This is a genomic window from bacterium (genome assembly GCA_021372535.1).
Lineage (GTDB): Bacteria > Latescibacterota > Latescibacteria > Latescibacterales > Latescibacteraceae > JAFGMP01.
Window position 1 is genome coordinate 1 of the sequence record JAJFUH010000201.1, and the last position, 14,256, is coordinate 14,256.

Genomic DNA, 14,256 nt, shown 5'->3' on the forward strand with positions numbered 1-14,256 from the left:
ATATTGATTATTGCTCCGGCGGATAAATAATGATACCAATAGCAGGAATAGATGCCGAAACAAGTTCGGCATGACGTCATCCGATATCACTGTTTAATCGCCGAAGCAATATCTCGTGTTTATGGCAGAATATGACAATTACCACCTTTATCAAAGGAACTCACCCCGCGCATAACACTTTGATAATACAGATGTTGATGGCGCTACCACTCTCTTTGAAAGAGAGGGGATTAAGGGGTGAGGCCGGGTGGAGAAATGGGGAAAATAATCATATCCAAAACACTCCACATTCTGATAAATGTCATTATAACAAAATATTTCCTGATTTAATGCAATTTTAACCGGACACTCCGGACACTATTGATGGGGAATAACAGTTAAACATCAAGTACAGGAAGGATATCATGAAATTTGCCGTAAAGAAGAGATTCGGGTACTTTTTCTCAGTAGGGGCACTACTGCTGTTTTCCGGTACGGTATCAGCTCAAAACGTGCCGCCCTATAAAAATCCCGCTCTTTCGGTGGAACAACGGGTCGATGACCTGCTGGGGCGCATGACAATCGGGGAAAAGGTGGCACAGCTTGTCAATCTGTTTCCTCCCGGACTCGAACTCGAACACAAGACAATCGATGATGTGCTGACCGGTGATGGTATCGGTGGAGTGACCCGTGTTGATGTGTTTTCCGGCCGGACGACGAACAGTGCCCGTGAATCGGCAGCGATCGTAAACGAGGTACAGAAGAAGCTTGTCGAGAATACGCGGCTCGGTATTCCGGCTATCATTCACAACGAAGCCCTGCACGGCCTTACCGCAAAGGGGGCCACGAGCTTTCCACAGGCTATCGGGCTGGCCGCGACTTTCGACGACAATCTGATGAGGGAGGTTTCAGCCGCGATTGCCGCGGAAACGAAAGCCAGCGGATACCGTCAGGTGCTCTCGCCGGTAGTCAATATCGCCCGCGATGTCCGATGGGGCAGAACGCAGGAGACATATGGCGAGGATCCGTACCTCACATCGCGCATGGGCGTGGCATACTGTAAAAGCTTCGCCGACAGAGGCGTGATTACGACGCCGAAACATTTTGTGGCCAATTTCGGCGACGGCGGCAGAGACAGCAATGCCATTCACTTTTCCGAACGCCTCCTGAATGAAATCTATTTCCCGGCCTTCAAGGCATGCATTCAGGAGGGCGGCGCGCTGTCGATCATGCCCGCTTTCAATTCCGTCGACGGCCGTCCATGCAACGCCAGCCGATGGCTCCTGACGGATATACTGAGGGCCGAATGGGGATTCGAGGGATTTACGGTCTGCGATTATGACGCTCTCATAGAGATAATCAGCCTGCACAAGACTGCCGCGACAAAAAAGGAGGCTGCGGCTCAGGCCCTGTATGCCGGGCTGGACAGGGAGCTTCCCGCCGCCAATGTTTACGGGGACGCGCTGATCGAAGCGATCCGTGACGGCCTGGTTTCCGAAAAGGCGCTCGATGACGCAGTCGGGCGAATCCTCTCGGTGAAGTTCAGGCTGGGACTTTTCGAGAATCCCTATGTGGATACCGATTCGGCTGACGGGATATATGACTCACCGGCGCACAGAGAACTGGCGCTCAAGGCTGCCCGTGAGTCGATAGTCCTGCTGAAAAACGACGGCGCTGTTCTGCCCCTGAAAAAAAATCCGAAAAAAATCGTTGTCATCGGACGTGATGCCGATGTGGCCAAACTCGGCAGCTACAGCGGTCACGGCATGGAAACGGTTTCCATCCTGCAGGGAATCAGAAACACAGTCCCGGCCGGAACGGAAGTCGTGCACGAAACAGGAACCGATCATACTCAGTATATGCTCCCGACCATACCGGCAGAGTACTTTTTCCACAGGGAGGGATCGACGCTCAAACCGGGTCTCAGGGCCGAATATTTCAATAACACGGACCTGGCGGGCGATCCGGTGCTTGTCAGGCTTGAAGACAATATCGGATTCGAATGGGGCGGCGGTTCGCCCGACCCCTCCATCAACCATGATTTCTTCTCAGCCCGTTTCAGCGGGGTACTGAAATCGCCTGTCGACGGTGCGGTGACATTGAGCCTTTCAGGCAGCGACGGTGTCAGGCTCTACTTCAGCAACGAGCTTCTCTTCGAAAACTGGCGTGACCGCGGTTTCCCGACCGATTATATCCCCGTGAGCCTTGAAAAGGGGAAACTCTATGATATCAAAGTGGAATATTATGAAGGAAAATGGGGCGCCGACCTGTATCTCGGCTGGGACATCGGATTCGAGGCCCAGGAGAAAAAGACAATGGCAAGCGCTGCACATGCTGCACGCGGCGCTGACGCTGCCGTGATTGTAACGAGCATCGAAGAGGGTGAATTCAGGGACCGCGCCAGCCTTCGCCTGCCCGGTTTTCAGGAAGAGCTCATCAGGGAAGTTTCCTCAACCGGAACACCCACTATCGTGATCCTCGTGACCGGCAGCGCCGTTTCGATGGCAGACTGGCTTGCCGGTGCCGATGCGGTTATCGAGGCATGGTATCCGGGCGAAGAGGGCGGAACCGCAGTGGCGGACGTGCTTTTCGGAGAGTATAATCCGGGGGGACGCCTTCCGATAACCTTTCCGCGCTCGGCGGCGCAGCTTCCGCTGTACTATAACTACAAGCCTTCGGGACGGGGTTACGATTATATGGATATGAGCGCGGTACCGCTGTTTCCCTTTGGTTACGGCCTGAGTTACACGACATTCTCGTACGGCGGGATCAGGTTCGATAAAAAGACCGTGCGCATCGGCGAGCCTGTCACCGTATCGGTCGATGTCACCAATACGGGAACAGTCCGCGGCGACGAGGTTGTGCAGCTGTATCTCCATGACGAGATCGCAAGCGTGTCCCGCCCGGAAAAAGAGCTGAAGGGATTCAGGAGGATTTCACTCGATCCCGGAGAAACACGCACGGTGAGCATGACACTGGCAGCACAGGAAATGACGATGCTGAACGAGGACATGCAGTGGGTTGTCGAGCCGGGAGAATTCCGTGTCATGGCAGGCTCATCATCGTCAGACATAAGGAGCGAGGGGATTTTTACGGTCACGGCTCCATAACCGACAGCAAACCGTTTGGGGCGATAGTGTATCGGAGAAAAAATGAATATATACCATATGCATCAGCGTACATCCGCCCGATCCGCTTATATCTCCGTTCAATTTCATCGATTCATGAATTGATCGGAATCAAACCGGATTCTATGTGAAATATGGTACCACGAAGGCACAAAGACACAAAGTAGCAAAATGGAATGCGTATAGAAATCTCAAAAAATATACTCAAGATGAAACCATGCCAGTACAATGGTGTGTATCGTAAAGTTCCCGCTCCCCCTGTCCTTCGGACATCCCCCTTATTAAGGGGGAGCTTAACTGATTGCTCCTCAATGAATTATGCCCTTTTAACAAGGGAGTTGCCGATAAAAATCCGCAGGAGGATTTACTTGCAAAGCCTTTTTACCTGATATGATCGTTCCGGGAAAACAAACGTCCTTTTATATTGTCAGAGGTTCCCTTTATTCTCTACTGTCTCTTTGTGCTTTCATGGTTAAAATACTTTTACCTAAATTTTACAGAATAACTCCCTTTTTCCTATCCGGAGAGGTAAAATCCGGGCTCGCTTCCCCTATGGTTTGAGCCTGCCGTCGGTAATTCCCGGCCAGGAATCCGTACGGAACGGCGAGGCGGGAAGTCCCGCGGAATTATAGAGATTGCACCGGGGATTGTCATCCCAGCCATACCGGACGGCGACGGGATTTCTTGCCCGGTCGCTCGACACCACGACCTCGTTACCCTCGATTCGGGCATCGGCGCTGTGGAAAACCTTGTCGCTCCCCGCAATTTCGAATCCCGCAAGCGCTTCGTTGACCGGGGTTTTGAGCCCGTCGGCGGTATGAGTGAATTTCAGCCGTACGGCGCCCCCTTCGACTTTCATCGACGCATACATCGGCCCCGAATATTCGAGAGAACGGTCATAGGCTACATGAAGGGCCCCGAGCGCGAGACGGCGGCCAACCTCGGCCTTGTTGTTCGGATGAATGTTCCCCGGATCGCCAATGTCGATTGTCACCGCCATGGCGGTATTCGGCAGAGAAAGCGTCATAACCTGAGCCTCACGGAGCTCCGGCCAGGAACCCCAGCCGCCGGTCACCGTGACGGTCTCCGTTTCCCAGTTCGCGAGCTGGACGAACAGGAACGGGAAATCGCCCTGTTTCCATGCGTCGCGCCAGTCGCTGATCATCGTCGGGAACAGGGTGCGGTACTGCCAGGCGCATATGGAATTCGATTCGCCCTGGTACCAAATAACTCCACGGATAGCATAGGGCACCATCGGCGCTATCATGGCGTTATAAAGGCCGGCCGGCCAGTCGCGCGTTTCCGGCCCGCGCGGGGGAGGATACAGGAGGGTTACCTGTTTCCCTTCGGCTGCCGCTTTCTGCAGTTCCGCATTTTTCCGGTCGTATTCCGCCTTTATCCCGGGATAATCGGCCGCCATCGTATCGAGGTTCTCGACAAGGGGCCGCAGTTCGGCAACGGATTTGAGCGTTTCAAGCCTCGTCCATGCCTCCGCGAACGAACCACCCCATGAAGAATGGATCAGCCCGATCGGCACGCCGATCTCCTTATGAATGTTCTTGCCGAAAAAATAGGCAACCGCCGAAAAACTCTTGACTGTCTCCGGATTGCACGTCACCCACTCCGGTTTCGTCCCCGGAAAATCGTACTGCGGAGTCGTCTTTGAAACCCTGGAAACCGAAAACAGCCGTATATCGGGATAATCGGCGGAAGCGATCTCCTGCTCGTTATTCTTGACCTGCGACATCGCCCACTGCATGTTCGACTGCCCGGAACACACCCATACATCGCCGACAAGAATGCCGGTAAGCTTCACGGTATTGCCGCCCCGGACAACAAGCTCGAACGGGCCCCCGGCCTCCATCTTGTCAAGTTTGACCATCCAGCGGCCGTCCTTTCCCGCTGTCGTCCGCACGGATTTGCCATCGATTGAAACAGTGACCTTCTCTCCCGGCCCGGCGGTACCCCACACCGGCACCTTCATATCACGCTGAAGCACCATGTTGCTGCCGAATATGGAAGGAAGGCTGACATCGGGCAATGCGACCGATACCTGCAGAAAGGCCGCAAAAATGATAAAAAAAGTGACACACATGCGGGTACCGGATGTTTTCCGCATCAGGCCGAAACAGGTGAATCCGGTGTTTTTCCGCAGTAAATCAGTTTTCATGGTTTTCCCTTTCTGTGACAGGCGCTCGATGTTAAAGTTCATGTGATCATCTCATCAATAATCGCAGTACAGACATCCGATAATATAATGAATGATTAACGATTTATTAAGTACGATTGGTACAGGATAGTTAATCCGAAACCGTACCTGTTATTCCGTACTTGTCTCTGTGTAAACGGGTATGAAACAGCATTTCATCGCAGCGGATCCGGTACAAGGATGCCATCGGTGATCCCCGGCCAGGTATCCGTGCGGAACGGCGAAGCGGGCAATCCGGCGGCATTGTAGAGATTGCACTTCGGAACATCGCTCCATCCGTACCGGACAGCAACCGGGTGCGGCAGCCGTTCGCCTGAAACCACGACTTCGTTGCCCTGGATACGCGCGACCGCCGGATGGAATATCCTGTCTTCACCCGCTATCTCGAATCCCGTAAGCGCAGCGCCGCCCGAAGCCCGTAATCCCTCCGCATGATCGAATTGCAACCGTGCGGTGTTTCCCTGTATCGTCATCGCCCGGTAGAGCGGTCCGGAGGAAACGATATCGCGGCCATAGGTCGTATTGAGCGCCGCGAGAGCGAGTCTGCCGCCGACATCCCATTTATCGTTGGCGTGCACATTGTCCGGCTCGCCGATGTCCACAGTGACCACCATCGCGGTGTTCGGCATGGAGAGCGCCACGAGCTGGGATTCGCGCAGTTCGGGAATGGTTTCACCCCCCCGGTAACCGGAAATCTGTACATAGAGGAACGGGAAATTCCCCTGTCCCCAGAGCTTGCGCCATTCGAGGATCATCATGGGGAAAAGCGCCCTGTACTGCCATGCGCGGCTGATGCTTGACTCACCCTGGTACCAGATGACGCCACGGATGGTAAACGGAATCAGCGGGGCAAGCTGGGCATTGTAAATACCCTCCGGGTAGCGCATGTAAAACCTGAGCGGCTTTGGAACGAATGTAAGATTCGGATCCGCGGGAGGAGGATTTCCCCTGGTTTTCGACAGAGCCAGAGCGGCGAGATACGCTTCGAACCGGCTCATGCTCCCCGGATTTGCGACCAGAACGGAGTCCCAGTACGTGACGATCGGGCTGAACAGCGGCTCCGAATCGAGCGTTTTCCGCGTCATCCACGCTTCAGGGACTGAACCGCCCATCGATGAGTGAATGAGCCCGACCGGAACATGCAGTTCAGCCTGGAGTCTCCTGCCGAAGAAGTAGGCAACCGCGGAAAATTCCCCGAGCGTTTCGGGGCCGCAGGCTGTCCATGCGGGCGTCTTGCCGTATGAATCGTTCTCGGGTGACCACACGGAGAAGAGCCTGATATCGGGATTCGCCGCCGGCTCCACATCCTTCGGAATATCGTGGAGTTCCCCGAGGGGCAACCACATGTTGGACTGCCCGGAACAGAGCCAGACCTCGCCGATCATAACATTCCCGAACGTGAGAACGGTTTTCCCCGTCACGGTCAAAGTGTAAGGCCCGCCGGCTTTCAGCGGCCTGAGCCTGGCCATCCAGCGGCCGTCCTTTCCGGCGGTTGCGGTACCGCGGTTTCCGTTGATTTCAACGAGCACCTTTTCCTGCGGTGAAGCGGTTCCCCAGACCATGATGTCCTTATCACGCTGAAGAACCATGTTGTCGCCGAACACATACGGCATAATGACATCGGAACTGCACGGGAACGCGCCGGACACCATGAATACCGTGAGCAGCGGAATAATGCATTGTACATATCTTCTCATACGGCAACTGCCCTTTCATACTGTATTATGTTGTTGTTTCTGTAGTTATTTCGCAAGAACGAGTCCGTCGTCAGTCCTCTCGAACGAATACCGGTATGTCCTGCCGTCCTTTTCGAACGAAAGGGAGAGGTTTCCGGACTTGTCAGACGAGCTCTTTACCGATTTCCGTATTCTGGCAGCCTCATTGTTATCTCTGACCGGCAGAATGACTGTCGCGATCCGTGTTGTCTCTCCGCGGGCCTGCGCCACCGTTCCGAAGTACGGTATCCACTGGAAAACGGCGTCCTTACGCACCGGAAGATAGGGATGTCTGCCCGGCCGTATGGTAAAATCGCCATCCGTCACGGGAATCAGCGCCATCGTCCCCTTTTTATGATCAAGAAGCACATACCCGTCCTTTACATCGGCTGTACAGTCCGAATGGAAACGGGTTTCGATCTCCGCGCCGGGATTCGATTTCACCTCGTCGAGCAGCACGGTGATGACCGGCTTTTCGAGAATGATATGACGGCGCCAGCCTTTCAGCTCCTTTTTCGGATAGGCGTTCGTCGGGTCCAAAAGCGTATAATCGCGGTCATTGCCGGGACGGAACTCGATGACTTTGCCGCCGATACCCTCCTGCCAGGGCTGGTCTTTATACTTGGCGGAAATCTGCTCTTCTCCGTTCACGAGCACGAGGTTATGACCGAGACTCGATGCCTGAGGATATTTCCAGCGAACCTCATCGAAATACTTTTCATCGTAGAAATAGTTGCCGGAGCCGAGGTCGTTGATAAAAAACGTGTCCCGCCAGGTGACGATAACCTGCCCGCAGTCGAGATGGCCGTGATGGGGGTCATCGTTCAGGCCCGCCTTGCATGCCACGGTCACGGTCTCGGGATTTTTGAAATCGCTCCGCATGACCACCCAGCCGATGCTCCTGAAGTGACGGGATTTCTGCACGGGTTCGACCGGCTTCACACTGCTCCGGGGCCAGAGGATATCGTACATGGTGTTTCCCGCGCCGAGCATGTTCGCACGGTACCATGCTGCCTCGCTGTTTTCGGTTTCATCGGTCAGCCTGTTCAGCAGATGGGTCGATCCCACGACCGCGCCGGTACCGTCGCCGAAATACCCGGTCAGGCCGTACAGGGCGAATGCGGCGGGATTACTCTGGATTCGCGGATGACTGTAGAGATCGTATTTCCCGCCCGAAAGCCGTTTGAGTGATTCCATGAAAAAAACGCAGCTCCGCATACCGTACGCCCAGTATCCCCTGCCTTCCTGCCAGCCGCCATCCACGCCGATTTCATTGAACATCCTGCCCATGCGGTTGTAACATTCGGCGACAACATCGACGAGCTGGGGGTCTTCGGTCAGAAGCGCCAGGGAAGCGACCCCGAGCCCGGAGAGGCATATGCCGCACCAGTTGCAGCGGTACGATGACGCCCACCAGTGATAGTCGAAATTCCCGCGGACACGGGTCACGGCGTTTTCGAGGAGGCCGCTTCTGATGCGGTCGCGCTGGCGTTTATCGAGCGCGGGATACAGCCAGTCATAGACAGCCGCAAGCTCGTAGGCCATGTCGCCGGTCCTGATGTCGAACGTAAAAACAACCTCGTCATCCTTCACATTCCACGGCCAGACACGGCTGTAAATGATGGGAAATTCATGTGCGCGGTATGTCCACGACCTGAGGTCGCACAGGACATCGGCGAACTCGAACGCTTTCCGGGCATACTTTTCGTCCCCGGTCATCTGGTAAACAAAGGCGAGGGTGAGCGCAGCATCGGTATTCGAGCCGACATAGCCGATAGCCTTGTTATCCGTCCAGTAGCGGGGATTTCTCGGCTCTGTCGGGGCTTCGGTCTCCACCGGGGTGTACATGAGACGGTTGGCTTCGGCCAGAAGTTTTGCCATGATGTCACGGGTTTCCGGGTCATTATTGATCCGTTCGAGCAGAGCGGGTTTATCATCCTCGCTGAAATAGAGGTACGGATGTCTGAGCATATTTTTATCGATCGCCCCATCGATATCCTGCACGGTGATATCGCCATACAGCGACGCCGCAGCGACAGCAAACAGAAAAACGAACAACAATCTCCGTATCATGATCATGAACACGTTCCTCCTGTATAAAATATGGTATTTATAGAATATATCCTTTTTTCGTGCAGAGACAGGACGGGGCCTGTCCCCTACATTAATGAAATTTAACCGGACACCATTAATTATTGCTCCGGCGAATAAATATCGATACTAATATTTTAAATAGATGCCTAATCAAGCTCGGCATGACGTCTCCGAAGTCACTGTCTAATCGCCGGAGCAATAATTCTTCATTGAACCTTCCGCTACTCAAGCAAAAACACCCGCGTTCCCGGAGCATGCAGATCGAATGAAAACTCGCGTGTGTTTCTGGACAGAATTTTGCCGTCGATGAGATCGCGTACCTGCTTTTTTTCGGGAAGCCTGATTGTTCTGCGTCCCGGCATGAGCGAATGGAGGGAGATAACGCTAGAATCGGCAAGCAGGATATCGTTGGACTCGCAGTAAACATGGGCTCCGGCATACCGCGCGATATTCCGCCACATATCGGCCGGTATCTGAACCGCTGTCGTGAAAATGGCGGCATAATCGCCATCGCCGTACGATCCCTTCCCATTCCCTTTTGCGCCGCTGCCGAATTCCTTTATAGCCAAGCCTGTCATGTTCATGCCGCCTTTTGTCCAGGCACGGCCGAGCTCGACACCATCCACCGGAATGAGCACCGGCCCGTAGGCAAGCGGACCTCCGATGACCAGCGACTCGTCACAGCCCCGCGTGACCGGGTGATCGAAATTGGAAATAAGGATACGCCGCTGGGCGTTCGCCGGAAGCATGGTGAACCTGAAGCCGGTCAATTTCGCCGCCGATTCGGCGCCGATCTTCTCTCCATCGGAAATACCCGAACCCGGACCCCATACAACGATGTTGCCGTCACGGAATACTTTTTTCTTCAGCAGCGCCAGACGGTCGTCATCGACACGGAACAGATTCGGGAAATAGTACACACGGTGTTTGGGAAAATTATCGAGAGCAATGTCATCGAACAGGTAAATTCTGAAGGGCACACCGCACCGGGCGAGCCCCTGCTTGTATTCCCACATGACCGCTTCGTTGAGGTAATTCCCCGACCCGTTTGTTTCAAGTACCGAGGAGTCGTCCAGAATCATCGCGATACCGGGAACGTCCTCGTGCACCCAATCGATAGATTCCCGTATCACCTCGATCTGCCGGTCGATCACCTTATGCAGGTCTTCGGAATAAAACCAGTCGTCCGCGACAGTCCACGAATGGTGCCAGTATGAGCCGAAGCCCCGTGTCCATCCGCTCGCGAAATTACGCCAGGTGAGCGCCGCCCAGTCATCGACCGTATGAGCGGCTCCGAGCGTCTGAGACCCGTCGTTACGGCAGTTGACGCAGTACCGTGTATCCATCTCGCTCCAGAAACAGGTACCCCGGAGGACCGCCGAATCGGCCATTCCTTCGGGTTCGTACACTCCCCCCAGACCGCGGGCCTGGTAATCGTGGGGAGTTATCAATCCGGTGAAACCCGGAGTGTCGCCGAATAACGTTTCGACGCCGATAGAGCCCGATCCCGCCATGAGTTCCGGGAACGCCGGATTCCATGATGTATATCGCTCCGGCCCGATCGAAAAGAATCCGAACAGGTTCCACCCCTGCATCGGCTGTTTCATGGCGTCATGCATGAAGAGAACATTACGGTCGGCGCCCTTTTTCATGCCGGCGCCGATCTGACGGACCCGCCGGTGAAAGAGCTCGCGCTGGAGCTCGAGATAGTCGCGAAGCCCGCGGTTGTCCGCCGCATTCTGCCAGTAGAGGATATTCGACACCTCAGGCACTTTCCCGCGCAGCCTGTCTTTCGGAACCCGCATGGATTCGAACGTCGCAGTACTGTCACCATAGGCTGCCCGCAGTTTTTCGACGGTACCATACTTGTTCCTGAGGAATTGCCGCCATTTTAGAACCATCGATGGATTGTGATCGAAGAGATATCCCTCGGCAACCGGAATGTGGACACCCTCGGCGAGGTGGATATTCATGTACCCGATGACACGGTCGGCCCAGGGACTCGACTCGACATACCGGACAAGCGCGGTGCAGAATTCGGACGCCTTCTCCCAGAAGAGGTCGGACGCAAGCGACGGGGTATCGTGAATCCCTCCATCCTCATCGATGAAAAACTCCGCAGGATGGAGAGTTGACCAGGATTCCGGCGGTCGAGGCATGAATCGAATGATCAGATACGCATTGGGAGCACCCTTTTTGATCTGACCGGCCTGCTCGTCGATGGTGACCAGATCGGTCGCCGCCGGCAGAGGTTCGCTCGTGATCGTGTCGCCCTTCCAGAATCGCGAGCCCCAGGAGTCCCCGGAAACGCTCTCGAGGTCCAGCAGATAGACCCCGAAGTCATGGCGGTACAGCGGAGCCATGAATTTCTCGAAGAATGGTTTCGTGTACCAGGGGCAGTACCCGGGAAGCGCATCGGGTTTGCCGTCGATGAAGACGGTTGGCCTGCCGTTGTACATCCTGACGACAACATCGGGCAGCTTCTGCGCGGGAGTTTCAGAGAATATGCAGAACAGAGATACACTAATCAGGATGAGACATATTTTTAAGCTGTTTTTCATGGCAGCATCCTTTTCAAACAATGGAACGCGGATTTACGCGGATTTGTTTTTATATTTTCTTTGAAGTTGACGATTAATTATCACTATAGATAGTATTATTAATCTATTCGGTTATCCAGTTAAATCAGCCAACATGATTGATCCCCCTCGGCTTCGCCGTGTCCCCCTTATAAAAGAAAGGGGGATGAAAGCGCCCCAAAAGCCGCGCCCCCCTTAAAAAGGGGGGATGCCGCAGGCAGGGGGGATCACATACTATCGGAAGAAATTATCAATTCTGATTATAAAGGTTTTCTATGCTTATCAAACCGGATAACCGGATTAATCTATTATGCCTCTTTGTGTCTTCATGTCTTTGTGGTAAAACATTTTCACGTATAATCCGGATCAGCGTTTACAGAATAACATGTCGATATTATTATAGATTATCGCCCTTGTTCCAGCACGAGTCCATCCGGTTCATTTTTGAATGTATATGAATACCGTTTACCATTCGCTGAGAACGATAACGAATAATTCCCCGCGCGGTCAAGAGTTCTTTTCGCCGATTTCACAATGGCACGGGCTTCCCTGTCGCTGCCGACCGGGAGTATGATATGCGCTATGACAGTCCGGTCGGCGGGAGCATCGAGCACGGTGCCGTTATAGGGTATCCACTGGAAGGATGCCTGTTTCTGGAGCGCGAGATACGCATGCCGCGCGGGCCGGAACGCAAACGGACACTCTACAACGGGGATGAGCGCCATATCGCCATCGGTGCCATCGAGCAGCGTATACCCGTCCCTGATGACCTGCGTGCAGTCGGAATGAAATCTCGCCTCTATCTCCGCCCCTTTCCGTGATTCGACCTCATCGACAACAACGGTGATAACCGGCTTTTCGAGAATGATATGACGGCGCCATTTTTTCAACTCTTTCTTCGGATAGGCGTCTGACGGGTCCATGAGGGTATAATCGCGGTCTTTGCCGGGCCGGAATTCGATGACTTTGCCGCCGATACGCTCATCGACCGGCTGCTTGTACAGTTTTCCGGGAATCTGCTGTTCCCCGTTCACAAAAATCAGATTGTGACCGGCACTCGATGCATGGGGAGTATCGTACTTTTCGGCGTCGAAATACTTTTCATCGTATACGGCGGTGCCGAGGTCGGCTATGTATCCCGCGCCATGCCAGAAGACGGTGAACTCACCGCAGTCGAGATGGCCGTGATGAGGATCGTCGTTTTTTCCGGCCTTGCACGCCACCATGACCTTATCGGGATCGGTGAAATCGCTCCTCATGACGACCCAGTCGATCGTGCGGAAGTGGATGGATGTCTGTTCGGGAAGTCCCGGCTTCACCGTGTTTTTCGGCCATATGATGTCGAAGATATCGTCGCCGTCTCCGAACATGGTTTCGAGAATCCACGCGCTCTCCCTGTTTCCCGTTTCGAGGGCGAGCTTGTTATAGAGACGGGGCGAGCCGACCTTGTGCATGCCCGCATCCTCGAAGTTCACGGCGTCCCAGCGTGGCGGTATGCTGAGATAGAGGGGAAAGTTGACCGGATTGTTCGCTATTTTCGGGTGTTTGAACAGATCATATTGACCGTTCGTAAGCCGTTTCAGGGAATCCATGAAAAGCAGGGACATTCGGACAGTCTGCGCCCAGTACGCGGCTCCCTCCTGCCATCCGCCGTCAACGCCGATTTCATCGAATGTTCTGCCGATACGGTTGTACGACTCGGCTATGACATCGGTAAGCTCGGGATTCTCGGTCAGAAGGGTGAGCGCGGCAAGCCCGAGCCCGGTATTGCACCAGGCGCACCAGTTGCAGCGGTAGGCGGTCGACCACCAGTGATACTGGTAGTTTCCGCGAACCTGGATAATCGCCTTCTCCATGAGAGCGCCCCGTATCCAGTCACGCTGCTCGACAGTAAGTACCGGGTAGAGCCAGTCGTATACCGCCGAGAGATCGCTCGCGGTGTCGCTGGCGAGAATCGCATAGGTGAACACCACCTTGTCATCGGTCACATTCCACGGACTGACACGCTTGTACGCCTTGGCGAACTGGCAGGCGCGCATGACCCAGGTTTCCATGTCACAGAGGACCTGGGCGAATTCGAAGGATTTGGCGGCATATTTCTCCTCTCCGGTCATCTGGTACAGAAACGCGAGGATGTACGCCGCTCTCCGGTACTGCCCGTAAACGCTCAGAAAGTCGCCGCTCGTATCGAACCGTGAATCTTTAAGCTCACGGGGCAGCGGAGTCACGACCGGAGTATAGAGCAGACGGTTTGCCTCGGCGAGGAGCCTGTTCATGATATCACGGCATGCGGGGTCACGATCGATCCGGTCGAGGATGGCGGGTTTTTCATCCTCGGTGAAGTAGAGATAAGGGTGCCTGAGATTCTGCCTGAGCGACCGGGCGATATCATCGGATGTGACATCGGCATAGGATATTCCCGCGCACGGTATTACAAGCATGCTCCATATAAGTACCTGTCGAAATGTCATGGTTCCGCTCCTTTGTTTATGAGGGCTGTGAAAAAGTATATTTTTCACGAGCCCGATAATGAAATGTATTGTTTCGGTGCT

At 54.4% G+C, this 14,256-nt stretch carries 6 protein-coding genes; 1 reads left to right on the forward strand and 5 read right to left on the reverse strand.

All coding sequences use genetic code 11. The annotated features are described in order from the left end of the window. The first annotated feature begins 404 nt into the window (after positions 1-404). The gene (locus LLG96_17340; GenBank protein MCE5251971.1) at positions 405-3,089 is read left to right on the forward strand and encodes a glycoside hydrolase family 3 C-terminal domain-containing protein; all 2,685 of its coding nucleotides are present in this window, start codon (positions 405-407) and stop codon (positions 3,087-3,089) included. A 568-nt stretch (positions 3,090-3,657) separates the two neighbouring features. On the opposite strand, the gene LLG96_17345 is transcribed toward LLG96_17340, so the two are convergent. From LLG96_17345 to LLG96_17365, 5 genes are all read right to left on the reverse strand, one after another. Beyond that, positions 3,658-5,319 carry a sialate O-acetylesterase gene (locus LLG96_17345; protein ID MCE5251972.1) on the reverse strand — a complete coding sequence of 554 codons (1,662 nt, stop codon included), beginning with the start codon at positions 5,317-5,319 and terminating at the stop codon, positions 3,658-3,660. 152 nt (positions 5,320-5,471) lie between these two features. Continuing rightward, on the reverse strand, positions 5,472-7,013 hold the full coding sequence (locus tag LLG96_17350) for a sialate O-acetylesterase (GenBank protein MCE5251973.1): 1,542 nt from the start codon (positions 7,011-7,013) through the stop codon (positions 5,472-5,474). A gap of 45 nt (positions 7,014-7,058) precedes the next feature. Further along, positions 7,059-9,110: a heparinase II/III family protein gene (locus LLG96_17355; protein ID MCE5251974.1), complete on the reverse strand. Its 2,052-nt coding sequence runs from the start codon at positions 9,108-9,110 to the stop codon at positions 7,059-7,061. Positions 9,111-9,346: 236 nt separating this feature from the next. Continuing rightward, positions 9,347-11,686: a hypothetical protein gene (locus LLG96_17360; protein ID MCE5251975.1), complete on the reverse strand. Its 2,340-nt coding sequence runs from the start codon at positions 11,684-11,686 to the stop codon at positions 9,347-9,349. Between the two features lie 422 nt (positions 11,687-12,108). Continuing rightward, positions 12,109-14,175, reverse strand: coding sequence for a heparinase II/III-family protein (locus LLG96_17365; GenBank protein MCE5251976.1), 2,067 nt, complete (start codon positions 14,173-14,175; stop codon positions 12,109-12,111). Positions 14,176-14,256: the final 81 nt, after the last annotated feature.

Bases quoted from the DNA above. Each gene is read 5' to 3' on its own strand.
- LLG96_17340 (MCE5251971.1), top strand. From the start codon at position 405: ATGAAATTTGCCGTAAAGAAGAGATTCGGGTACTTTTTCTCAGTAGGG.
- LLG96_17345 (MCE5251972.1), bottom strand. From the start codon at position 5,319: ATGAACTTTAACATCGAGCGCCTGTCACAGAAAGGGAAAACCATGAAA.
- LLG96_17350 (MCE5251973.1), bottom strand. From the start codon at position 7,013: ATGAGAAGATATGTACAATGCATTATTCCGCTGCTCACGGTATTCATG.
- LLG96_17355 (MCE5251974.1), bottom strand. From the start codon at position 9,110: ATGATCATGATACGGAGATTGTTGTTCGTTTTTCTGTTTGCTGTCGCT.
- LLG96_17360 (MCE5251975.1), bottom strand. From the start codon at position 11,686: ATGAAAAACAGCTTAAAAATATGTCTCATCCTGATTAGTGTATCTCTG.
- LLG96_17365 (MCE5251976.1), bottom strand. From the start codon at position 14,175: ATGACATTTCGACAGGTACTTATATGGAGCATGCTTGTAATACCGTGC.